This is a genomic window from Rhodococcus sp. Leaf225 (genome assembly GCF_001426145.1).
Classification (GTDB): Bacteria; Actinomycetota; Actinomycetes; order Mycobacteriales; family Mycobacteriaceae; genus Rhodococcoides.
Map to the genome: position 1 here is coordinate 299,574 of NZ_LMRN01000009.1, position 22,222 is coordinate 321,795.

A 22,222-nucleotide genomic window follows, 5' to 3' on the forward strand; every position below is an offset into this window, starting at 1 on the left:
ATCACCAGATGCGGACGCGCTGCTGCGGATCCAGGTAGAGCGCGTCCTGCTCCGTCACCTCGAAGGCCTCGTGGAAGCTGTCGAGGTTGCGGACCACGCCGTTGCACCGGAACTCGGGCGGCGAGTGGGGATCGATGGACAGGCGGCGCAGCGCCTCCGCGTCCCGCGCCTTGGTGCGCCACACCTGCGCCCAACCGAAGAAGACACGTTGGAGCCCTGTCAGGCCGTCGATCTCCGGGGCCGCGGAGCCGTTCAGTGAGATCTTGTACGCCTCGACGGCGATCGACAGACCACCGAGGTCGCCGATGTTCTCGCCGATCGTGAACTTCCCGTTGACGTGGTGTCCGGGAAGGGCTTTCGGCTCGAACGAGTCGTACTGCTCGATCAGCGCGGTGGTGCGCTTGCCGAACTCGCTGCGATCACTGTCGGTCCACCAGTCGACGAGGTTGCCGTCACCGTCGTACTTGGCTCCCTGGTCGTCGAATCCGTGGCCGATCTCGTGTCCGATGACCGCACCGATTCCGCCGTAGTTCGCGGCGTCGTCGGCGTCCGGGTCGAAGAACGGGGGCTGCAGGATCGCGGCGGGGAACACGATCTCGTTCATGCCCGGGTTGTAGTAGGCGTTGACGGTCTGCGGGGTCATGAACCACTCGCCGCGGTCCACCGGACCACCGAGCTTGTCCAGATCGCGCTGGTACTCGGCCTCGTAGCCGCGGCGGTAGTTGCCCACCACGTCCGCCGGATCGATCAGCAGCGAGGAGTAGTCCCGCCAGGTGTCCGGGTAGCCGATCTTCGGGGTGAACTTGTCGAGCTTCGCCAGCGCGGCCGTCCGCGTCTCCGGGCTCATCCACTCGAGGTCGGAGATGTTGCGCCGGTACGCCTCGACGAGGTTGGCCACCAGTTCCTGCATGCGCGTCCGCGAATCGGCCGGGAAGTGCTTCTGTACGTACAGCTTTCCCACCGCCTCGCCCATCAGATCCTGTACGAGGGAGACGCCGCGCTTCCAGCGCTCGCGGTTGGTCTCGGTTCCCGTCAGCGTGCGGCCGTAGAAGGCGAAGTTCTCGTCGACGATCGCGGACGTCAGGTACGGCGCGCGGGAGTGGAGGATGCGCCAGGTGGCCCAGGCCTTCCAGTCGTCGAGGCTGCGCGTCGACCACAGCTCCGCGAACGTGGTGAGGAACTCGGGCTGGCGGACGACGATCTCGGCGAAGTGACGGTCCGCGTCGGCGCCGAGGCCCTCGATCCAGGCGCCCCACTCGAAGCCGGGCGCGTCCGCTCGCAGCGACGCGAGCGTCGTCAGGTTGTAGGAGAGATCGGCGTCGCGGCGCTTCACCACGTCCCAGTGGCCCGCCGCCAGGGCGGTCTCGAGATCGAGGACGCTCGCTGCGGAACGGGTCACGCCCGCGAGGGCGAACATGGCGCCGATGTGCTCGGCGTACTGCTCGCGAACCTGTGCGTGCTCGTCCTCCCGGTAGTACGACTCGTCGGGGAGGCCGAGGCCGGACTGCGAGAAGTGGACGAGGTAGCGGTCCGAGTTCTTCGAGTCGGTGTCGACGTAGTGCGCGACCGCGCCGCCGACACCGGTGCGCTGCAAAGTGCCGAGTACGCGGGCGAGCGCCTCGCTGTCGGTGGCGTCGGCCACCGCCGCGAGCTCGTCGGCGATCGGCGCGGTGCCGGCCGCCTCGATGGCGTCGGCGTCCAGGAAGCTGCTGTAGAGGTCACCGATCTTCGCGGCGTCCGAGCCGGGCGCCGGGCTGGAGTCCGCCGCGACCTGGATGATGTCGCGGACGTGCTCCTCGGCCCGGTCGTACAGTGTCCGGAACGCGCCGTCGACGGCGCGGTCGGCCGGGATGTCGTACTCGGCCAGCCAGCGGCCGTTGACGTGCTCGAAGAGATCGTCCTGCGCTCTGGTGGCGGCGTCGACGAACTTCAGGTCCAGGCCCGAGGGCCGTGCGAGTGATGCGTCCGAGGTCATGCCTCCATCCTGACAGGCCGGACGAGATGCGCGGGGTCGACGGGGCATTACGCTGGTCCGCGCAGGGTCACGTTGTCGACGAGAGAATTCGGGGTAACCGAGGCTCATGTCCACGGAACAGCACAGCATCGACGAGCCCGTCGCGCCGCCACCCCTCGACGAGGGCGCCCTCCTCGGCGCACTCGCCGCCTGGCTGCCGGAACAGCGGTGGTTCTCCGCCAAGGGTCACACCGTCACCGGAGTGCATCTGCTCACGCGGGAGACGCTGGCCACCACGTCCGAGCTCGTGGTCGAGCACGTACTCGTGCGGGTGGACCTCGAGGGCACCGAGCCCCAGATCTTCCAGGTGCCCCTCGGTGTCCGAGCCTCGGTGGACGAGGACCTCGACCCGTGGGTCGTCACTCGGGACGGCGGCGCGGTGGTGTTCGACGCCCTGCGTGATCCCGATGCCATCTCGGTCTACTCCGACCTCCTGGCCACCGGCGGGACCGGCGAGGTGCGCTTCCTGGCGATGCCGGGCAGCGACCTGCAGACCGGCCTGCGCGGAAAGGTGCTGGGCGCCGAACAGTCGAACACGTCGGTCATCCTGGGCGACCACCATCTGCTGAAGATCTTCCGGCGCGTCACGATCGGCATCAATCCCGACGTGGAGCTGCACCGGGCGTTGGGCCAGGCGGGGTGCGAGAACGTCGCGCCGCTGCGCGGATGGATGGAAGCGGACATCGACCACACCGAGACGACCCTCGCCATGGCGCAGGACTTCGTGGCGGGATCCACCGAGGGGTGGACCACCGCGCAGGCCAGCGTGCGGGACGTCCTGGCCAGCGGTGACGTGACGACGTCCGACTTCACGAGCGAGGCCCGCGAGCTGGGCCGCGCCGTCGCCTCCGTGCACGCCGATCTCGCGTCGGTGCTGGGCACGTCCCTGGCGCCGGCGGCCGGTACGGCGGCCGACATCTCCGCTCGCGTGGAGACGGCACTGCCGGTGATCGCCGACCTGGAGCAGTACCTCCCGCGCATCCGGGCCCTGATCGACCAGGCAGCGGGCACGGGCGGCATCGACACCCAGCGCATCCACGGCGACCTGCATCTGGGGCAGGTGCTCCGCACGTCGGAGCGGTGGGTCCTCATCGACTTCGAGGGCGAACCGTCGAAGACGTTCGAGGAGCGGCGCACTCCGGACAGCACGCTGCGCGACGTGGCAGGAATGATCCGCTCTTTCGACTACGCCGCCATGAGCCACGTCGTCGAGATCGAGGATCCGCAGGAACGGGCGCGACTCGAGCCCGTGGCGCGGGAGTGGGTGGAGCGCAACGTGTCCGCATTCTGCGACGGCTACACCGAGGTGGCGGGACACGACCCGCGCATCTCGTGGGCGCTGCTGCGAGCGTACGAGCTGGACAAGGCCGTGTACGAGGCCGTCTACGAGGCGCGCAACCGCCCGACCTGGCTCTCGATCCCCCTGCACGCCATCGAGCGGCTCGTCGCGGAGTGACCTCGCGGACGGTCGCCGTGCTGAGGGCGGCCGGATGCGTGTTCGCCGAGGACGAGGCAGCTCTGCTGATCGGCGAGGCTCCGGACGAGAGCACGCTGGCCGACTGGATCGAGCGCCGTGTCGCCGGGGAGCCGCTCGAGTACATCGTGGGGTGGGCGCAGTTCCACGGAGGCCGCGTGCTCGTCGAGCCCGGCGTCTTCGTGCCGCGCCGACGGACCGAGGCCATGGTGGACGCGGCGCTCGGCCGACTCGGCGGCGGCGTGCTGCTCGATCTGTGCTGCGGCTCGGGTGCCGTGGCCGCCGCGGTGGTGCGCTCGGCGCCGGGGTCCACGGTGTACGCCTCCGACATCGACCCGGTGGCGGTGGCGTGCGCTCGTCGAAACCTGCCGGGCTGCACGGTCTTCGAGAGCGACACCTTCGCCGCGATACCGACGCACCTGCGCCACGGGATCGCCGTCGTCACCGCCAACACGCCGTACGTTCCCTCGTCGGCCATCGAGACCATGCCGCCCGAGGCGCGGGATCACGAACCCCGCGTCACCCTCGACGGTGGACCGGACGGACTGGACGTCCAGCGCCGCGTGGCCGCACAGGCACGCGACTGGCTGGCACCCGGCGGATCACTGATCGTGGAGGCGTCCGCGGCCCAGGCCGACACGGTGCGACAGATCTTCGCTGCCGCCGGTCTGGAGCCGACGGTGGTACACGACGAGGACCGGGACGCCACCATGGTGATCGGGCGAGGGACGCTCGATCAGGGCTGACCGAACCGCCCGGACTGGAAGTCCTCGAACGCCTGGAGCACCTCGGCCTTGGTGTTCATGACGAACGGCCCGGCCATCGCGACGGGCTCGCGGATCGGCTCGCCTCCGAGAACGAACATCTCCATCGACTCGGTGCCCTCGGCGGCGGCGAAGGTCAAGGTGTCGCCCGAGCCGTAGACCGTGGTCTGACCTGTGCGTACGGGCCGCCGCTCGGTGCCGACGGTGCCGGATCCGCCCAGCACGTAGGCGATGGCGTTGTAGCGCGCGTTCCAGGGCAGGGTCACCGAGGCACCCGGGGCGACGGTGACATGGGACAGCGTGATCGGCGTGTAGGTCGATCCCGGTCCCTCGTGGCCGTCCATCTCGCCGGCGATGACGCGCACCAGCGCGCCGCCGTCCTGGCTCGAGAGGAGAGCGACCTCGCGGCCGGTGATGTCCTGGTACCGCGGCGCCGCCATCTTGTTGTTGCGCGGGAGGTTGACCCACAGCTGCACGCCGTGGAACAGCCCGCCCGAGACGACGAGGTGCTCCGGCGGGGCCTCGATGTGCAGGATGCCGCTGCCCGCGGTCATCCACTGGGTGTCGCCGCCGGTGATGGAACCGCCACCGCCGTGCGAGTCCTGGTGGTCCATGATTCCGTCGATCATGTAGGTGACCGTCTCGAAGCCGCGGTGCGGGTGCCACGGTGTGCCCTTGGGCTCGCCCGGCGCGTAGTTCACCTCGCCCATCTGGTCCATGTGGATGAAGGGGTCGAGGTACTTCATGTCGACGCCCGCGAAGGCACGTCGGACCGGGAACCCCTCGCCCTCGTAGCCGGTGGGGGCGGTGGTGACGGCGCGGACCGGCCGGTTCACCGAGCCGGGCTGCGGCGTGGAGATGCGGGGGAGCGCGAGAACGTTGTCGACGGTCACTGCGGGCATGTCGGCCTCCTGGGATAAAGTTGACGAATCAACTACTTGCCCGGCTCAACCGCGAGGGGCCCGTCCTTGTTCCCCGGCCGGATCCACGTGCAGATCGAACCAGTCGAGGGTGCGCGACCACGCGTCGTACGCGGCCCGTTCGTTGTAGACGGCGGGTCGATCGTTGCAGTGGAAGCCGTGCTCGGCGTCGGGATAGCGGGCGATGCGAGTGTCCACCTGCGCGTCGGTGACGGCGGCGTTCAGCGAATCGACGTCGTCGACCGGGATCCCGGTGTCGAGGTCGCCGAAGAACCCGTGCCACGGCGTTCGCAGTGCCGTGGCGCCGTCGAGCAGCGGCGGGTAGCCGAAGCGACCCTCGCGGATGCCGCCGCCGTAGAACGTGGCCGCGGCACCGAGTGGGCGCCGCACCGCCGTCTCGAAGGCGACGGTGCCGCCCATGCAGAACCCGACGATCGCGCACCCGCTCGGTCCGTAGCCGTACCCGGCCAACTCGTCGAACGCGGCGTCGACGTCCTGGTCGATCTCCTCGGCCTTCAGTGCGCCGATGAGGTCCATCGCGGTGCTCATGTCGTCGTACGACACCACCGGATCACCGGCCCGGTGGAAGAGATGCGGGGCCACGGCGATCCATCCTGCCGAGGCGAAGCGGCCGCAGACCTCCGCGATGTGGTCGGTCACGCCGAACGCCTCCTGGACGACGACGACACCGCCTCGTATCGGACCTTCCGGGACGCGTGTGGTGAAAGTGATGGCCATCCCACCATCAGATCACGAGAATCTCGGTGTTCCATGTGTGAACTGTGTGAAACGGGGAAACCGCGCCGAGGAAACAGCAGGAGGCTGCCATGACATCGACCCTGAACAACCCCGGAGCAGCGACGCCGCAGGAGCCGACCGGGCCGCCGCCGACGTTCGAGGTCGGTGCGCGGGTACGCACCCGGCACTCGATCGACCGCGACTCGGATCCGACGACGTGGCCTCTCGAGACGGGATCGATCGTCGAGGACTTCGCCGACTTCGTGGACTCGTCGTCCGTGGGTCGGGACTGGGCCGTGGCACACCGGTGGGCGGTGGCCCTGGACAACGGGTGCCTGGTGTTCCGCGACACCGACGACCTCGAGGCCGCCGGCGACCCGACCTCGATCGCCGAGACGTCAGCGCGGAAGCAGTAGCACCAGCACGGTCACGCCGGCGATGACGATGGCCGCGCGGAACGGCGTCCGTCCGCTGCTCGTCGACGCGATCCATGCGGCGACGACCACGACGGCCAGAGCGGCTCCGCCCGCTGCGGTCGACACCCCGGTGCGCCCGAGAGCCCCACTCCCCACGACCCCCACGATCGATGCGGTGACGAGCACCCCCGCGGCGAGTGGAGCGACCACGCGAGCAGGGAGTCGGTGTGCCAGCCCGCGGACTCCCGTCGCCGTGTCGTCGGCGATGTCGGGCAGCACGTTGACCAGGTGGGCGCCGAAGCCGAGCAGCGCCCCTACCGTGATCATCCACCACGGCGGCATCGCGTCGGCCACGGTGAGCGAGACGACCACGGGCGCCGATCCGAACGCGACGGTGTACGGCAGCCACGACACGACGGTGGATTTCAGACCCACGTTGTAGGCGAGGGCCGACCCGACTCCCAGCACGAGGTGCACCGCACCCGGGACGACGCCGCACAGCATCGAGAACACCACGCAGACCACCGCCGCGACCGCGACGCTCACCCGCACGGTGGCGGGGTCGAGGCGGCCGACGGCGAGCGGTTTGTCCGTGCGGCCGACCGCGGTGTCCCGCGGGGCGTCGATCAGATCGTTGGTCCAACCGACGATCAGTTGCCCGCTCAGCACCGCCACGACCACGACGACGAGGAGCCCCGCCGAGGGTGGGCCGATGCTGACCGACAGCAGTGCGACGAACGTCGTGACCGCGGCGGCGGGGCCGGGGTGGGAGGCGACGAGGAGAGCGGAGAGTCGACTGCCCATGTACCGGAACAGTACTCAGCTGGCGCGAGCGTCCTCGCGTGCCGGGGCTCCCGCGTCCCGCTCCCGGCGGGCGTCCTCGAGCACGACGAGCCTGCCGAGTGCCGTGCGCGCGTGCATCTGCTGCTGCGTGACGGTCAGCTGGGTGCGCGCTCGGCCGAGGAACGTCCACGTCCAGTTGAAGACGGTGGTGAGTCGGCTCTTGAATCCGACGATGTAGACGAGGTGCACCGCGAGCCACATCAGCCATGCCAGGAAGCCGGTGATCTTGACGGGTCCCACCTGCGCCACGGCCGAGAACCGCGTCACGGTCGCCATGCTGCCCTTGTCCCGGTAGCGGAACGGGGTGCGCTCGGAGCGCGGTGTGTCGGTGGCAGCGGCGCGGACGTCGGCAGTGATGCACCGCGCGGCGTAGCGGCCGCCCTGGATCGCCACCTGGGCGACGCCGGGGAGCTTGTCGCGCGCCATCATGTCGCCGACCACGAAGACCTCGGGGTGGCCCGGCAGTGTCAGATCGGCCTCGACGAGCACGCGGCCCGCGCGGTCGACCTCGGCCCCGGACTTCGCCGCGAGCTGTGCCGCGAGCGGGCTCGCGGAGACACCGGCCGACCAGACCTTGCAGGAGGACTCGATGCGGCGCTCGGTGCCGTCGCTGTCGCGGACCGATAGTCCGTCGGCGTCGACGTCGGTGACCGCGGCGCCCAGCTCGACCTCGACGCCGACCTTCTCGAGCCGACGTCGAGCATTCTCGCCCAGCGAATCGGCAAAGGGCGGCAACACCTTCGGGGCCGCGTCGAGCAGAATCACGCGGGCGTCGCGGCTGTCGATCGTGCGGAACGTTCCGGCGAGGGTGCGGCGCGAGAGCTCGGCGATCTGGCCCGCCATCTCGACACCCGTGGGGCCGGCGCCGACGACGACGAACGTGAGCAGCCGTGCGCGCTCGACGGGGTCGGTGGTGAGTTCGGCGGCGTCGAACGCGTTCATGATGCGCCCGCGCAGCTCGAGGGCGTCGTCGAGCGTCTTCATGCCGGGGGCGAACTCGGCGAAGTGATCGTTGCCGAAGTAGGACTGGCCGGCGCCCGCGGCGACGACGAGGCTGTCGTACGGAGTGACGGTGACGCGGCCACGGCTGACCGAGACGACGGTGCGCGCCTCGAGGTCCACCTCCGTGACGTCGCCGAGCACGACGGCGGCATTCGCCTGGTTCTTGAGGATGAGACGGGTGGAGGGCGCGATCTCGCCCTCGGAGAGGATCCCGGTGGCCACCTGGTAGAGCAACGGCTGGAAGAGGTGGTGCGCGGTGCGCGCCACGATCGTCACGTCGACGTCGCTGCGGCGCAGGGCCTTGGTCGCGAACAGGCCGCCGAATCCGGAGCCGACGACGACGACGCGGTGCGGGGCTGTGGTGGTGGTCACGGTGCCCGTTCCTCTCACTTCACGTGGCCGACCTGCGGGTCCGCCTCCGACGGGGTTTCCGTCTGTGACCCAGACCATACACGGCGCGCTCGATTTGTCAGAACAAATAGGTGGAACAGGGCGAACGCCTACGATTCGAGCATGGATCGCCCCGTGGTCGCCCTCGAGAACGCCGACGCCGTGTACGAGTACTACCGGGAGCATCAGCAGAATCGACGCGTCACGCGGCTCGCCTACGGGGCTCTCGCCGGACGGTTCCGACCCCGCGTCCGGTACGGCGACGGTGCTCGCGAACGCCTCCGCGCCCTCATCTACGACGACACGCGGTTCATCCTGGCCGTGAACCACGTCAGCGAGACCGACCCGTACACGGTCGCCGCCGCCGCGTGGTCCAGCGCGCTGCGGCCCGTCATCGGCCGCACCCGCGTCCTGGCCAAGGACGAGCTGTTCGTCGAGACCGAACCGAACCGCCCGCGGACCCGCCGCATCGCCGAGCGGACGTCGCAACGACGTCGCATCGAGATGATGGGCGGCATCCCGGTGTTCCGCAGCCGCGACCACGGTCTGCGCGCCGTGTCTCGGGCCGGCAATCTCATGATGGACGTGTGTGCCGAAAGGCTCTCTCGTGGTGACGATCTCGCGATCTTCCCGGAGGGCACGTGCAACGACGGTGATCCGACGGTGCTCCAGCACGTCGGGAGCGGGATCGGGCACATCGTCGCGCGCGCACGGACTCGCGGCGTCGAACCGAAGCTCGTGGTGATGGGGCTGCACTACGGACCACCGCCCGGCAGGTACCGCTCGGCGAGCGTGCACATCGACGTGCCGGACATCGTGCTCCCCGACAAGCCGGTCTCCATCGCGCGCACCGTCGCCGAGTACCTTCAGGTGGCCGTGGAGTTGTCGGTCCGCCAGTACTGACTGGTGGTTTTGTCCGGTCGGACCGAAATGTCATGTGCTGCATCGTTGTTCACATTCGGTTCGGCTCCTGCTCGCCTGCCGTGCGCCTGACGTCGAGGTGACGGGAGCAGCGTCGTCTCCATGGTGGAGAACGCACTGAATCCGGCCGGGGAGATCGTCGACACAGGAGTCCCCGCCCACATCGCGGCGAACGCTTCCATCGCCGAGCAGCACGATTGGCACCTGAGCAATCTCCGTCGCCATCGGGTGTCCCGTCGCAACTTCCTCGTGGGTGCTGCCGCCGTCGCCGCGGCGGCCGGGGTGGGAAACCCCGGTTGGAATCGCGTCGCCTACGCGCAGGACGCGCCGCTGACCGTCGGAGGACGGCATCTCTCCTTCGGCTCCGACGCCGCGACGCAGCTCCGGTTCTCGGCGCAGCTCTCCCGCAATCCCGGACTCACCGGGGTGTTTCTCGACCACGGTCCGACCCCGGCACTGGGCGCCACGACGTCGGCCGAGGTGCGCAACCTGGTGAGCCAGGTACCGCGGTCCGACGGCGGCATCCTGGCGGCCGAGCAGTTCTACGTGCACGTTCCGGTGGACGGGCTCACTCCGCGTCTTCCGCACTACTACCGGTGGCGCACCGCCGACGGCTACGTCAGCGATGTCCGCAGTGCCGCACCGGCTCTGCCGCCGGGCCGGCTCGCGCCGTTCCGGTTCACGATGATGGGAGATCAAGGCGTCGACGAGACGCCGACCCAGCCTCCCGGCCTGAAGCCCGGTGACTACGACGATCTGTACTACAAGCCCGACAACGAGCCGTCGGCCAAGCACGCGGCCAACATCGTGCGCCAGATCGCCGACTCGCGGCCCGACTTCCACATCCTCGCGGGCGACATCGCGTACGCGGACCCGTCGGGACAGGGCCGCACTCCTCGCTTCGTACCCAGTGGCGGCACCGTCGACAAGGCCTTCGACAAGTTCAACCCGTACGTCTGGGACGGCTACCTCGCGGCGATCGAGCAGAGCGCGGCGTCGACGCCCTGGCTCTTCGCGACCGGAAATCACGACATGGAGGCGCTGTACGGGCCGAACGGATACGGCGGCCACGCAGCACGATTGGACCAGCCGGACAACGGCCCCGCCGGGTGCCCGTCGGTCTACTCGTTCGTCCACGGCAACGTCGCCGTGCTCTCGCTCGACGCCAACGACGTCTCGAACGAGATCCGCGCGAACACGGGCTACAGCGGCGGACGTCAGACGGGATGGGTGGAGTCGACCCTGGCGCGCTACCGGGCCGATCCGGCCGTCGACTTCATCGTCTGCTTCTTCCACCACTGCGCGTACTCGACGACGAAGGACCACGCGAGCGACGGCGGCGTCCGCAGTGCGTGGGCGGGGCTCTTCGACCGGTACCACGTCGATGTGGTGCTGCAGGCGCACAACCACGTGTTCGAGCGGTCCGATCCGATCCGCGGCGGCTCGCCGACCCGCGTCGCCGGTGACCGGTCGGAGGTCACCTCCGTCTCGGACGGCACCGTCTACTACACGGTGGGCGGCGGTGGGCGCCCGCGTTACGGGTTCCAGGACGGCGAACCCGAGAGCTACCGCGGCAACGAGGTGGCCGACACGTCGGTGCCGAACAGCTACGTCGTCGCCGCGGACGGTTCGAAGGTGCCCGAGTCGCTCACCTGGTCACGGGTGCGATTCCGCAACTACTCGTTCGTCCGCGCGGACGTGACGCCCGGGATCCCCGGCATCACACCGAGTCGGATGCGCATCTCCGCGGTCGACGAGTACGGGCGGGAGTTCGACGAGGTCACCTTCCGTCGCGAGCTGCCGCTCGCGTTCGGCAGCTAGCTGCCGGCCATGTGACCGTCGGCAGCTAGCTGCCGGCGATGTTCACCATCCAGCCGATCCCGAACCGGTCGGTGAGCATCCCGAAGGTGTCGCCCCACGGGGCCGTCTCGAGCGGGACGCCGAGGGTGCCGCCCGCGGCGAGCGCGTCCCAGTAGCCGCGCAGTTCTGGCTCGTCGTCGCCGCTCAGGGACACCGTGCCGTTGGTGCTCACCTCCATCGACGACGGAGTGTCGGCGCCCATCAGCGTGAAGCCGCTCAGGGTGTCGAGCTGACCGTGCATGACGTTGCCCGACTCGGACTCCTCGACAGGCATGCCCGAGTCACCGAACGTCGACAGCGTGAGTTCTCCGCCGAACACGGTGCGATAGAACTCCATCGCCTCCCGCGCCGTGTCCCGGAACGACAGGTACGGATTCAGTCGGGTCGTCATGGTGAGCCTCTTTCTCGAGCAGGGGTGGTCCGCCGACTCCTGTGACTTGATAGAAAGAGTGGGAGCCGCGGGGTTTCGGGGCCGAGATGAGAAAGAGGGTAGTCGTGAGCGAGCAGGTCAGGACAGCAATCGTCACGGGAAGTGCGCGAGGAATCGGTGCCGCCGTCGCCCGACGTCTCGCCGCGGACGGCTTCGGTGTCGCCGTCGTCGATCTCGACGAGGCGGCGTGTGCCGGCACGGTGGACGCGATCACCGCAGCCGGTGGTCAGGCCATCGCCGTCGGCGCGAACGTCGCGGACGAGCAGTCGGTCGTCTCTGCGGTCGAGCGCATCGCCACCGACTTCGGGGCGCCCACGGTGCTGGTGAACAACGCCGGCATCCTGCGCGACAATCTTCTCTTCAAGATGTCGGTCGACGACTGGGACGCCGTGCTCGGCGTGCATCTGCGCGGATCGTTCCTCATGTCCCGCGAGGTGCAGAAGCATCAGGTCGAGGCCAAGTGGGGACGCATCGTCAACCTGTCGTCCACCTCGGCGCTGGGCAACCGCGGTCAGGCCAACTACGCGGCCGCCAAGGCCGGCATGCAGGGCTTCACCAAGACCCTCGCCATCGAGCTGGGCCGCTACAACGTCACCGTCAACGCGATCGCACCCGGCTTCATCGAGACGGAGATGACGGCGGCGACGGCCGAGCGCGTCGGCGTGCCGTTCGAGGACTTCAAGAAGGGTGCCGCGTCGCAGATCCCGGTCAACCGCATCGGTCAGCCCGAGGACATCGCCCACACGGCATCCTTCTTCTGCAGTGAGGGTGCAGGATTCGTGTCCGGCCAGGTCGTGTACGTCGCGGGCGGGCCGAAAGACTGACGTGAAGTTGCTGCTGCTCGCCGACACCCACGTCCCCACCCGCGCGCGGGATCTGCCCGCCGCGGTGTGGGACGCGGTGGACGCGGCCGACCTGGTGGTGCACGCGGGTGACTGGATGGCGCCGTCGTTGCTGGACGCGCTCGAGGAACGGTCGACCGATCTGCTCGCCTGCTGGGGCAACAACGACGGTGACGATCTCCGTGCGCGGTTGCCGGAGGTCGCACGGCGGACGGTCGAGGGCGTACGCATGGTGGTGACGCACGAGACCGGGGCGAAGGGGGGACGGGAGAAGCGGATGGACGCGCAGTTCCCGGACACCGACCTGCTCGTGTTCGGGCACAGCCACATTCCGTGGGACACGCTGTCCGACAACGGGATGCGCCTGCTCAACCCGGGTTCGCCGACCGACCGTCGGCGGCAACCGCACTGCACCTACATGACGCTGACCCTGAGCGGCGGTGCCGTCTCGGACGTCGTGGTGCACGAGCTGTGACGCGCATCGACGCCTGGACGTGGTCGGTGCGGCTGTTCAAGACGCGCTCCGCCGCCGCGTCGGCGTGCCGCGGCGGACACGTGAAGATCAACGGCAGCGCCGCCAAGCCGGCGCAGCACGTGGTGCCCGGTGACGAGGTACGCATCCGCGCAGGGGGATTCGAGAAGATCGTCGAGGTCACTCAGCTCGTGAACAAGCGAGTGGGAGCCCCGGCCGCGGTGGCGTGCTACATCGACCGGAGCCCGCCCCCACCGCCACGGGAACTGTTCGCCGCGGTGCCCGTTCGCGATCGCGGAGCCGGGAGGCCGACGAAGCGGGACCGGCGCGAGATCGACCGGTTGCGGGCGGCACCGCCGAGCGAGTGACGCACGGCGGTCCCGCCACCGGCGTCAGCGCAGCAGTGCGCGCGACATGACGACGCGCTGAATCTGGTTGGTGCCCTCGTAGATCTGCGTGATCTTGGCGTCACGCATCATGCGCTCGACAGGGAAGTCGCGCGTGTAGCCGGCGCCACCGAAGAGCTGCACCGCGTCGGTGGTCACCTTCATGGCGACGTCCGAGGCGAAGCACTTGGAGGCGGCAGAGATGAAGCCGAGGTTCTTCTCCCCGCGCTCGGCGCGAGCGGCTGCCGAGTACACCATGAGGCGGGCCGCCTCGATCTCCATCGCCATGTCGGCGAGCATGAACTCGACGCCCTGGAACGTGCTGATGGCCTTGCCGAACTGCTTGCGGTCCTTGGTGTACGCGATGGCCGCGTCGAGAGCGCCCTGCGCGATGCCGACGGCCTGCGCGCCGATGGTGGGACGGGTGTGGTCGAGCGTCGCGAGTGCCGTCTTGAAGCCGGTGCCGGGCTCACCGATGATGCGGTCTCCGGGGATGCGGCAGTTCTCGAAGTACAGCTCGCGGGTGGGGCTGCCCTTGATGCCGAGCTTGCGCTCCTTCTCGCCGACCGAGAAGCCCTCGTCGTCCTTGTGCACCATGAACGCCGAGATGCCGTTGGCCTTCTTCTCAGGATCGGTGACGGCCATGACGGTGTACCAGGTCGACTTGCCGGCGTTGGTGATCCACGCCTTCGAGCCGTTCAGGATCCAGTCGTCGCCGTCCGCCTTGGCGCGGGTCTTCATGCCGGCGGCGTCGGAGCCCGCCTCACGCTCGGACAGTCCGTAGGAGGCCATCTCGCCCTCGGCGATGGAGGGCAGCACCTTCTGCTTGAGCTCCTCGTTGCCGCTGAGGATGAGGCCCATGGTGCCGAGCTTGTTCACGGCGGGGATCAGGGAGGAGGAACCGCACACGCGGGCGACCTCCTCGATCACCATGCAGGCGGCGACGGAGTCGGCGCCCTGGCCGCCGTACTCCTCGGGAATGTGCACCGCGTTGAAGCCGGACGCGTTGAGGGCCTTCAGTGCCTCCTCGGGGAAGCGCTCCTGCTCGTCGACCTCGGTGGCGTACGGCGCGATCTCCTTCTCGGAGAGTGCGCGGATGGCCTCTCGGAGCTCGTTGTGCTCGTCGGCGAGCTGGAAGAGGTCGAAGCTGGGGTTGCCGGCCATGGGATGTCCGTTCGTCGTGGTGAGAGGGTCGTGGCACTCGGTGTCACGGAATGAGGCCAGCGTACCGGACCGACCGGCCGGTGACCATGGCTGCGTGGCACTTGGTGTCACTGGTCACGTGTGGGTGCTCCGGACCCGTACCGTCCGTCCCTTATTCTGGTGGTCGTGCACCACCAGGCGACGACCCGTGCGCCGGGTGCCCGGGCAGTCGGCGCGTGCAGGCCGGGCCACCGCGTCGATCTGGACGGTCTCCGCGGGCTGGCGATCGCCCTCGTGGTCGTCTTCCACATCTGGTTCGGCAGGGTCTCGGGCGGTGTCGACGTCTTCCTCGTCCTGTCCGGCTTCTTCTTCACGTCGATGGTGCTGCGCCGCGTCGAGCGAGCCGACGGTCCGATCCTGCGGCCCCTCGTCGTCCGCACCGCCCGACGCCTGTACCCCGCGGCGGTGGTGGTGTTCGGCGCGGTGGCGCTCTGGACCGTGTGGGACCGACCCTTCACGATGTGGGACGCGACGACGCGGCAGCTCCTCGCGTCGCTGGCGTACGTCCAGAACTGGGAGCTCGCGCGGACCGCGTCCGACTACGCGGCGGCCGATCTGTCGGTCAGTCCGCTCCAGCACCTGTGGTCGATGTCCGTGCAGGTGCAGTTCTACGTCGGTGTCACGGCCGTGGTGTTCCTCGTCGCCGCGGCGTGCCGTCGGTGTGGTCGTCGGGACCTGACCACACCGGTGCTGGTGTCGGTGCTCGCGGTCGCCGCCGCGGTGTCGTTCGCCTATGCGGCCGACATCGGCCGCACCCACCAGGGGTGGGCCTACTACGACACCGGGGCGCGGACGTGGGAACTCGCGGTCGGCGCGATCGCCGGGCTGGTGATCGGTCGAGTGGTGCTGCCGGCCGCGCTACGTGCCGCGGCCGCCGTCGTCGGACTCGCCGCACTGGTGGGCTGTGGGTTCCTCGTCGACGGTGCGGCGCAGTTCCCCGGTCCTGCCGCGCTGGTGCCGGTCGGGGCCGCGATGCTGCTGGTGCTTGCCGGTGCGGGTGCTCCCGAGTCACGAGCACCGGCCGTGACCCGTGCTCTCGAGTCCCGCCCACTGCAGTTCCTCGGCTCCATCGCCTACCCGCTGTACCTGTGGCACTGGCCGATCCTCATCGCGGTGCTCGGTACCGGGCACTCGGTGACCGTGGTGACGGGATCCGCCGTGGTGGTCGTCTCGATCGCCCTGGCCGTCGCCACGCGCTCGTGGGTGGAGGAGCCGGTGCACCGTCGGGGCGCGGGCCGCGGCGTCCTCACCGCCCTGGTGACCGTCGGAGCGATCGGCCTGGCCGCGGCGAGCGCGACCTGGCAGGGCTACCTCGATCGGGCGACGGCCCGACCGACCGCCGACGTGAGCGCCGACGATCGCTACCCGGGGGCGCTCGCGCTCGTCGATGGTGTTCCCGTGCCGGACGCTCCGATGCGACCCACCGTGCTAGATGCGGACCTGGACCTGCCGCAGTCGACGCTGGACGGCTGCATCGCGGACATGACGCAGCGCGAGGTGATCTCGTGCGAGTACGGCGATCCCGACGCGACGCGCACCCTTGCCCTGGCCGGGGGATCGCACGCCGAGCACTGGCTCCCCGCCCTCGACCGGATCGGCCGGGATCGCGGGTTCGCCGTGGTGACCTACCTCAAGATGGGGTGCCCGCTCGACATCGGCGAGCCACTCCTGGTGGATCTGCCCTACCCGGACTGCCGGGACTGGTCCTCGGACGTGCTCGACATCCTCGCGTCGGACCGCCCCGACTGGGTGTTCACCACCTCGACGAGGCCGAGCCCCACGGAGTTCGGCGACGTCACACCCGACGCGTACCTCGACGTCTGGGCACGCTTCTCCGCGCTCGCTCTTCCCGTCGTGGCCGTGCGGGACACTCCGTGGCTCAGCCGGGAGGGCGTCCCGTATCGCGCCGCGGACTGCCTTGCCGACGGCGGCGACAGCGAGTCGTGCGGACTGCCTCGCAGCGAGGTCCTGTCCGAGATCGATCCGGCCCGCGCCGCGTCGCTGCCGTTCCCCTCGGTGGTTCCCGTCGACTTCTCCGATGCGGTCTGCGGTCCCGACGTGTGTCGCGTCGTCGAAGGAAACGTGCTGGTCTACCACGATTCCCACCACCTGTCGGCGACGTACGTCCGGTCGCTCGTGCCGGTGGTCGACAGCACGCTCGGCGAGGTCACGGGGTGGTGGTGAGACCGTCCCCGAAGTGCTGTGCGAGCAGGGTCGTGACGTCGGCGACCGACGTCCCCGGCGGCAACACGAGTGCGGTGGGCCGGTCTCTCGCGGTGTCGGTGACGAACCGCCGCTTCACCGCCCCGAGGGCGCGCCGGACGTCCTCGACCTCCACTCGGGCCCCGTCGCGAAGCCACGTGCGCAGCAGGTAGTTGTGCGTCGCTGTGACCGCGGCGGCGAACTGCACCAGGGAGAGCGGCTCCTGCGTCGGGGCGCCGCGGCGCAGGGTGTCGACGAAGACGCGCTCGTACCGCAGCACCATCACCAGTTCGCGCTCGCGCAGGGCGGGCACCGTCTGCAGGACGCGGTAGCGGCGACGGGTGGTGTCCGGCGTGCCGGAGAACCGGGCGAACACGCGTGCGGCGGCCTCGCACACGGCGTCGTACGGATCGAGGTCGGTCGTTTCCAGGAAGTCCTGCACATGGGTGAGGGTGGCGTCGTGGTCGAGGAAGACCACGTCCTCCTTGGACCGGAACTGCCGGAAGAACGTGCGGCGCGACAGCCCCGCGCTCTCTGCGATCTGGTCGACCGTGGTGGCCTCGTACCCCTTGCTCTCGAAGAGCTCCAGCGCCGCACCCATGACCTCGAGGCGAAACCGGGCGTCCTCGGTTTCTCGCGGTTCGTCGTGGGCGGCCATGGCTTCACGGTAGCGTGAACTGCTCGGACCGGTGAGCTGCCGGAACGCACGTGACGGTGAAGGGGCGAGGTCGTGGCGTTGGTGATGGGTGTCGATTCGTCCACCCAGTCGTGCAAAATCGTTGTTCGGGACGCGGATTCCGGTGAGCTGGTCCGCCACGGTCGGGCCGGCCATCCCGACGGCACCGAGATCGACCCGGCCCGGTGGCACGAGGCTCTCGAGACCGCTCTCGCGGACGCCGGTGGAATGGACGGCGTCGACGCGGTCTCCGTCGGAGCGCAGCAGCATGGCATGGTGTGTCTCGACGAGGCGGGCGAGACCGTCCGACCGGCGTTGCTGTGGAACGACACTCGCTCCGCCGAGTCGGCGCGCGACCTGGTGACCGAGCTGGGTGGAGGCCAGGAGTGGGCCGACGCCGTGGGCGTGGTGCCGGTCGCGTCCATCACCGCGGCAAAGCTGCGGTGGCTCGCGGATCACGAGCCGGAGAACGCCGATCGCACTGCGGCAGTCTGTCTTCCGCACGACTGGCTGTCCTGGCGCCTCGGCGGTGCTCGCGGACTCGACGCCCTGGCCACGGATCGGGGTGACGCCAGCGGCACGGGATACTTCTCGGCGGCCACGAACGAGTACCGCGTCGATCTGCTCGGTCTCGCGCTTCGCGGGCGCACCCCGCACGTGCCCACCGTGGCGGCGCCCTCGACACGGATCGGCACGACTTCCGGAGGCGCGGCCATCGGGCCCGGAACCGGTGACAATGCCGCTGCGGCACTGGCTCTGGGTGCCGGCGAGGGTGACCTGGTGGTCTCCATCGGCACGTCCGGCGTCGTCTCGGCCGTGTCCGCCGTGGCTCCTCGCGACCCGTCGGGACTGGTGGCCGGCTTCGCCGACGCCACCGGTCGTCAACTGCCTCTCGTCTGCACACTGAACGCCGCGCGCGTGCTCGATGCGACCGCGCGCCTGCTCGGCGTCGACCACGACGAGCTGTCGCGGCTCGCGCTGTCCACGGAGAGCCAGGGCCTGGTCATGGTGCCGTACCTCGAGGGGGAGCGCACACCGAACAGGCCCGGCGCGACCGGCGCGATTCATGGCCTGCGCCTGGGTAATTCGACCCCGGCGCACCTCGCGCGCGCCGCGATCGAGGGTCTGCTGTGCAGTCTCGCCGACGGGATCGACCACCTGGTGGCGCAGGGTGCGACCGTGTCGCGAGTGCTGCTCGTCGGCGGGGGCGCGAAGTCCGAGGCGGTGCGCGTCCTCGCGCCGGGAGTCTTCGGCATGCCCGTCGACGTCCCGCCGCCCGGTGAGTACGTGGCCGACGGGGCCGCGCGCCAGGCGGCCTGGGTGCTGTCCGGCGGGGCCGAACCGCCCACCTGGGCCGCGGCGGACATTCCCCGGTACGAGGCGGACCCGACCCCGGCGGTGCGCGAACGCTACGCCGAGGTGCGGGACCTGACGGAGGGTGCCGGGTAGGTCAGCGCCCCGTGGCGTTCGACTCGTCGTCGGCGTGGGTCATTGCAGCGAGGTGCATCTCGTCGACGGTGGCCGAGTCGGGTGTGTAGTCGACTCTGTCCGACTTCGCCAGCACGCCCTCCATGTGCGCGATGTAGGCCATCTGCATGATCTTCGTCGGCTCCTCCTCGAAGAGGCGGGCGTACGCATCCTGCCGGGCGTCACCCGTGAGCTGGCCGGCCGCGGCGATCTCCGCGTCGAACTCCGGTGTTCCGTAGGCACTCTGGAATCCGTCACTCGTGAAGTACTGGTCGACGGTGAAGGCCGAGTCACCCGCCTGATTGCCGTGCTGGATGACCAGGAGGTACGGGCCGGCGTCGGCGGGGAAGGGGCGCTCCTGGTACTGCGACGTACCGGCCGAGTCCATCATCTCGATCGAGATGTTCATGCCCAGTTCGGACAGTGCGTTCTGGACGACCTCGAGGGTCTCGTTGACCTTCGGGAACTGACCGGTACGGCCGATCAGTCGGATCTTCGCATCGACCGGCACGCCGTCCGCTCGTGCCTCGTCGAGCAGTGCTCGCGCCTTCTCCGTGTCGTACGGCCACGCCTCGAGATCGTCGTCGTACCCGACGACTCCCGGCGAGACCAACTGGGCCGCCGGGCGTCCCAGATCGCGAAAGAGGGCGTGCACGATGCCGTTCCGGTTGATGGAATAGTTGATCGCCTGCCGCACCCGGATGTCGTCCAGGGGTGGCTCCCCGACCTGGATCCGAACCGCGGTGGTCTCGTTGTTCGGGTAGGCCACACCCAGGTCCCCGGCACCGTCCTCCGGTCCGATACCGGTCGCGATGTCGGCCTCGTCTCCCGAGACCATCGACGCGCGGATGCTGCCTTCGCTGCGCCACTGGTAGACGGCACGGGCGAACTCCGGCCGAGGCCCCCAGTACCGATCGTTGCGCACCAGGGTCAGCCGCTGGCCGTAGTCCCAGGTGTCGAGAGCGAACGGTCCGGTGCCGACCGGTTCCCGCTCGCGTTCCGTGATGCTGGCGGTGCGTGGGATCATCTCCACGAACGAGATCCGCAGCGGGAGGATGGGATCCGGGTTCGGCGCTGCCACCGTCAGGGTCAGCGGATCGACGACGGCCACGGTCAGATCGGCGTCGCCGAACACGTATCCCTCGACGTTGCATCCGATGTCGGAGTTCACGGTGCGTTCGATGGAGTGCGCGGCGTCCGCGGCCTCGAACGGTCGACCGTCGCTGAAGGTGACTCCGGGGTGCAGACGGAACGTCCACTGGCGGTCGGAGTTCTGTTCCCAGGAGTCGGCAAGCTTGGGTTCGAGATCACCGGTGGTGGGGTTCCGCTCCATGAGAGGTTCGGTGATGTTCGACCGCGTGACGACGCCGATCGAGGTCTGCGAGACGTCGCACGCCTCAAGCGTCGGGGGTTCCTGACTCAGGACGATGCGCAGGGTGTCCGGATCGGTGACCGAGCTGCGGTCCGTGTTGGCCACGGAGCACGCCGAGGCGGTGAGCGCGAGGACGAGCACGCCGGCGAGCGTCCCGGATCGGTGTCGCGGTGCAGGGCTCATGTCGACCTCCGGGTATGACGTCCGAGTGGACGGGGGATTCGAGTGACACCGGACAGGTGGGCTGTGGTGATCGGATCCTGTGACGGTGGACACAACGTAGGAGCGGTTGTCGAGGTCGTCAACGGCGTCGAGCCGTCGTCGAGACCGTCCGCGTCACCATCGAGGTGACGACGCCGACGCCGCTCGAGTCACCCACCTGCGGCGATACGTGGTCAGAGATCGACCGGTCCGGATCGTGAACCGACACATGCGATTTCCGCATCGTTCGATGCCGATGTGGTGCGGCCGGAGCGCCACTCGTCGGGACATGCAGTGATGCTCGGTCGGCATCGACCGATGCGACATCAGTGTTGGACGCGCATCAGTGCGGCTTCTAGCGTGTGAGCTGGACCACGTACCCGATGGAGGAGCCGACTGTGACCGACACGCGAGAGACCCCCGAGCGCAGCACCACCCGGCCGACCAGCGGGCTCACCGCGCCCGACGCGGCCGTTCGTGCGCTCGCGCCCGGGGCCGCCACGATCGATCGCATCGCGGACGTCACCCTGCGCTCCGTCGTTCTCCCTCTGGCCACACCGATCAGCGACGCGAAAGTGCTCACCGGACGGCAGAAGCCGATGACGGAGGTGGTGTTCCTCTTCGTCGAGATACGCACCGAGCAGGGGCACGAGGGCATCGGGTTCAGCTACTCCAAACGTGCCGGCGGCCCTGCGCAGTTCGCCCACGCGCGAGAGATCGCGCCTGTGCTGATCGGTCAGGATCCCAGTGACATCGGTAAGATCTGGAGCTCTCTCGTCTGGGCCGGTGCCTCCGTCGGTCGCAGCGGCGTCGCCACCCAGGCGATCGCGGCAGTCGACATCGCACTGTGGGACCTGAAGGCGAAGCGCGCCGGGCTCCCGCTCGCGAAACTCATCGGCTCCACCCGTGATGCCGTGCAGACGTACAACACGTCCGGCGGCTTCCTGCATACCCCGATCGAGGAGGTGCTGGAGAACGCGACCGCGTCTCTCGCGGCCGGCATCGGCGGTATCAAACTGAAGGTGGGACAGCCGGACTGGCGCCAGGACATCGCTCGGGTGACCGCAGTGCGCGAGCACCTGGGTGACGACGTACCCCTGATGGTCGACGCGAACCAGCAGTGGGACCGACCGACGGCGACCCGGATGTGCCGCATTCTCGAACAGTTCGATCTGGTGTGGATCGAGGAACCACTCGACGCCTACGACGCCGAGGGCCACGCCATGCTCGCGCGGACCTTCGACACGTCCATCGCGACCGGTGAGATGCTGGCCAGTGTCGGCGAGCACGTGCGCCTGATCGAGGCCGGGTCCGTCGACATCATCCAGCCCGACGCGCCGCGCATCGGTGGGATCACGCAGTTCCTGAAGCTCGCAGGACTCGCCGAGCATCACGGCCTGCAGATGGCGCCGCACTTCGCGATGGAGATCCACCTGCATCTCGCGGCTGCCTATCCTCTGCAGACCTGGGTGGAGCACTTCGACTGGTTGGATCCGCTGTTCGAGGAGCACCTGGAGACGCGGGACGGGCGGATGCACCTGTCCGAACGTCCTGGCCTCGGCTTCAGCCTGAGCGAGCAGGCGCACGCGTGGACCGTGGCGGAGGTGCACGTGTGAGGGCCTCCGGGCG

The 22,222-nt window shown here is 69.4% G+C and carries 20 protein-coding genes; 11 read left to right on the plus strand and 9 right to left on the minus strand.

Annotation, left to right across the window (positions count from 1 at the left end):
• Position 1: 1 nt before the first annotated feature.
• The gene (locus ASG69_RS05795; protein ID WP_056441127.1) at positions 2 to 1,975 is read right to left on the minus strand and encodes a M13 family metallopeptidase; all 1,974 of its coding nucleotides are present in this window, start codon (positions 1,973 to 1,975) and stop codon (positions 2 to 4) included.
• Positions 1,976 to 2,081: 106 nt separating this feature from the next.
• Between ASG69_RS05795 and ASG69_RS05800 the strand changes: the two genes are divergently transcribed.
• The gene (locus ASG69_RS05800; RefSeq protein ID WP_156380440.1) at positions 2,082 to 3,470 is read left to right on the plus strand and encodes a maltokinase N-terminal cap-like domain-containing protein; all 1,389 of its coding nucleotides are present in this window, start codon (positions 2,082 to 2,084) and stop codon (positions 3,468 to 3,470) included.
• Positions 3,467 to 4,234 carry a putative protein N(5)-glutamine methyltransferase gene (locus ASG69_RS05805; protein ID WP_056441130.1) on the plus strand — a complete coding sequence of 256 codons (768 nt, stop codon included), beginning with the start codon at positions 3,467 to 3,469 and terminating at the stop codon, positions 4,232 to 4,234. Before ASG69_RS05800 ends, ASG69_RS05805 begins: the two co-directional genes overlap by 4 nt.
• Here the strand turns inward: ASG69_RS05805 and ASG69_RS05810 are convergent.
• Together ASG69_RS05810 and ASG69_RS05815 are read right to left on the minus strand one after the other, a co-directional pair.
• Positions 4,225 to 5,154, minus strand: a complete 930-nt coding sequence (locus ASG69_RS05810) for a pirin family protein (protein ID WP_056441134.1) — start codon at positions 5,152 to 5,154, stop codon at positions 4,225 to 4,227. The genes ASG69_RS05805 and ASG69_RS05810 overlap by 10 nt on opposite strands.
• 45 nt (positions 5,155 to 5,199) lie before the next feature.
• On the minus strand, positions 5,200 to 5,910 hold the full coding sequence (locus ASG69_RS05815; RefSeq protein WP_056441137.1) for a dienelactone hydrolase family protein: 711 nt from the start codon (positions 5,908 to 5,910) through the stop codon (positions 5,200 to 5,202).
• Positions 5,911 to 5,999: 89 nt separating this feature from the next.
• Between ASG69_RS05815 and ASG69_RS05820 the strand changes: the two genes are divergently transcribed.
• Entirely contained in the window at positions 6,000 to 6,326 is a 327-nt protein-coding gene (locus ASG69_RS05820) for a hypothetical protein (RefSeq protein WP_056441139.1), read from the plus strand.
• On the opposite strand, the gene ASG69_RS05825 is transcribed toward ASG69_RS05820, so the two are convergent.
• Positions 6,309 to 7,130 (minus strand): UbiA family prenyltransferase, encoded by an 822-nt coding sequence (locus ASG69_RS05825; RefSeq protein ID WP_037186078.1) that lies wholly within the window; start codon positions 7,128 to 7,130, stop codon positions 6,309 to 6,311. The two genes, ASG69_RS05820 and ASG69_RS05825, sit on opposite strands and share 18 nt — an antisense overlap.
• A 15-nt stretch (positions 7,131 to 7,145) precedes the next feature.
• Positions 7,146 to 8,543 (minus strand): NAD(P)/FAD-dependent oxidoreductase, encoded by a 1,398-nt coding sequence (locus ASG69_RS05830; protein ID WP_056441143.1) that lies wholly within the window; start codon positions 8,541 to 8,543, stop codon positions 7,146 to 7,148.
• 141 nt (positions 8,544 to 8,684) lie between these two features.
• Between ASG69_RS05830 and ASG69_RS05835 the strand changes: the two genes are divergently transcribed.
• Positions 8,685 to 9,464, plus strand: a complete 780-nt coding sequence (locus ASG69_RS05835) for a lysophospholipid acyltransferase family protein (protein WP_056441145.1) — start codon at positions 8,685 to 8,687, stop codon at positions 9,462 to 9,464.
• A 120-nt stretch (positions 9,465 to 9,584) separates the two neighbouring features.
• Complete coding sequence (locus ASG69_RS05840; protein WP_027506137.1) at positions 9,585 to 11,303, plus strand: metallophosphoesterase family protein; 1,719 nt, start codon at positions 9,585 to 9,587, stop codon at positions 11,301 to 11,303.
• 25 nt (positions 11,304 to 11,328) lie between these two features.
• On the opposite strand, the gene ASG69_RS05845 is transcribed toward ASG69_RS05840, so the two are convergent.
• A complete protein-coding gene (locus ASG69_RS05845) occupies positions 11,329 to 11,733 on the minus strand; it encodes a VOC family protein (RefSeq protein WP_056441148.1) in 405 nt (134 codons plus the stop codon).
• A 104-nt stretch (positions 11,734 to 11,837) separates the two neighbouring features.
• On the opposite strand from ASG69_RS05845, the gene ASG69_RS05850 reads away from it, so the two are divergent.
• Genes ASG69_RS05850 through ASG69_RS05860 form a run of 3 tightly spaced genes read left to right on the plus strand, consistent with a single transcriptional unit; the run spans position 11,838 to position 13,454 of the window.
• Positions 11,838 to 12,596, plus strand: coding sequence for an SDR family oxidoreductase (locus ASG69_RS05850; RefSeq protein WP_027506139.1), 759 nt, complete (start codon positions 11,838 to 11,840; stop codon positions 12,594 to 12,596).
• A 1-nt stretch (position 12,597) separates the two neighbouring features.
• Entirely contained in the window at positions 12,598 to 13,089 is a 492-nt protein-coding gene (locus tag ASG69_RS05855; protein WP_056441151.1) for a metallophosphoesterase family protein, read from the plus strand.
• A complete protein-coding gene (locus tag ASG69_RS05860; RefSeq protein ID WP_027506141.1) occupies positions 13,086 to 13,454 on the plus strand; it encodes an RNA-binding S4 domain-containing protein in 369 nt (122 codons plus the stop codon). Before ASG69_RS05855 ends, ASG69_RS05860 begins: the two co-directional genes overlap by 4 nt.
• Positions 13,455 to 13,478: 24 nt before the next feature.
• On the opposite strand, the gene ASG69_RS05865 is transcribed toward ASG69_RS05860, so the two are convergent.
• Entirely contained in the window at positions 13,479 to 14,636 is a 1,158-nt protein-coding gene (locus ASG69_RS05865; RefSeq protein ID WP_056441154.1) for an acyl-CoA dehydrogenase, read from the minus strand.
• A gap of 165 nt (positions 14,637 to 14,801) precedes the next feature.
• On the opposite strand from ASG69_RS05865, the gene ASG69_RS05870 reads away from it, so the two are divergent.
• A complete protein-coding gene (locus tag ASG69_RS05870; RefSeq protein ID WP_056442197.1) occupies positions 14,802 to 16,859 on the plus strand; it encodes an acyltransferase family protein in 2,058 nt (685 codons plus the stop codon).
• On the opposite strand, the gene ASG69_RS05875 is transcribed toward ASG69_RS05870, so the two are convergent.
• Positions 16,843 to 17,535, minus strand: coding sequence for a TetR family transcriptional regulator (locus ASG69_RS05875; protein ID WP_056441156.1), 693 nt, complete (start codon positions 17,533 to 17,535; stop codon positions 16,843 to 16,845). The genes ASG69_RS05870 and ASG69_RS05875 overlap by 17 nt on opposite strands.
• A gap of 72 nt (positions 17,536 to 17,607) precedes the next feature.
• On the opposite strand from ASG69_RS05875, the gene ASG69_RS05880 reads away from it, so the two are divergent.
• Positions 17,608 to 19,002, plus strand: a complete 1,395-nt coding sequence (locus tag ASG69_RS05880) for a xylulokinase (protein WP_056441158.1) — start codon at positions 17,608 to 17,610, stop codon at positions 19,000 to 19,002.
• Between the two features lies 1 nt (position 19,003).
• Here the strand turns inward: ASG69_RS05880 and ASG69_RS05885 are convergent, their stop codons facing one another.
• On the minus strand, positions 19,004 to 20,575 hold the full coding sequence (locus tag ASG69_RS05885; RefSeq protein ID WP_056441161.1) for an ABC transporter substrate-binding protein: 1,572 nt from the start codon (positions 20,573 to 20,575) through the stop codon (positions 19,004 to 19,006).
• 416 nt (positions 20,576 to 20,991) lie between these two features.
• Here ASG69_RS05885 and ASG69_RS05890 point away from each other — a divergent pair, with 416 nt between their 5' ends.
• On the plus strand, positions 20,992 to 22,209 hold the full coding sequence (locus ASG69_RS05890; protein WP_321163680.1) for an L-talarate/galactarate dehydratase: 1,218 nt from the start codon (positions 20,992 to 20,994) through the stop codon (positions 22,207 to 22,209).
• Positions 22,210 to 22,222 lie beyond the last annotated feature (13 nt).

What these genes read in the sequence shown, in the direction of transcription:
- ASG69_RS05875 (WP_056441156.1), bottom strand. Translation starts at nt 17,535, where the DNA reads ATGGCCGCCCACGACGAACCGCGAGAAACCGAGGACGCCCGGTTTCGC.
- ASG69_RS05835 (WP_056441145.1), top strand. Translation starts at nt 8,685, where the DNA reads ATGGATCGCCCCGTGGTCGCCCTCGAGAACGCCGACGCCGTGTACGAG.
- ASG69_RS05795 (WP_056441127.1), bottom strand. Translation starts at nt 1,975, where the DNA reads ATGACCTCGGACGCATCACTCGCACGGCCCTCGGGCCTGGACCTGAAG.
- ASG69_RS05820 (WP_056441139.1), top strand. Translation starts at nt 6,000, where the DNA reads ATGACATCGACCCTGAACAACCCCGGAGCAGCGACGCCGCAGGAGCCG.
- ASG69_RS05800 (WP_156380440.1), top strand. Translation starts at nt 2,082, where the DNA reads ATGTCCACGGAACAGCACAGCATCGACGAGCCCGTCGCGCCGCCACCC.
- ASG69_RS05885 (WP_056441161.1), bottom strand. Translation starts at nt 20,575, where the DNA reads ATGAGCCCTGCACCGCGACACCGATCCGGGACGCTCGCCGGCGTGCTC.
- ASG69_RS05810 (WP_056441134.1), bottom strand. Translation starts at nt 5,154, where the DNA reads ATGCCCGCAGTGACCGTCGACAACGTTCTCGCGCTCCCCCGCATCTCC.
- ASG69_RS05840 (WP_027506137.1), top strand. Translation starts at nt 9,585, where the DNA reads ATGGTGGAGAACGCACTGAATCCGGCCGGGGAGATCGTCGACACAGGA.
- ASG69_RS05825 (WP_037186078.1), bottom strand. Translation starts at nt 7,130, where the DNA reads ATGGGCAGTCGACTCTCCGCTCTCCTCGTCGCCTCCCACCCCGGCCCC.
- ASG69_RS05865 (WP_056441154.1), bottom strand. Translation starts at nt 14,636, where the DNA reads ATGGCCGGCAACCCCAGCTTCGACCTCTTCCAGCTCGCCGACGAGCAC.
- ASG69_RS05845 (WP_056441148.1), bottom strand. Translation starts at nt 11,733, where the DNA reads ATGACGACCCGACTGAATCCGTACCTGTCGTTCCGGGACACGGCGCGG.
- ASG69_RS05815 (WP_056441137.1), bottom strand. Translation starts at nt 5,910, where the DNA reads ATGGCCATCACTTTCACCACACGCGTCCCGGAAGGTCCGATACGAGGC.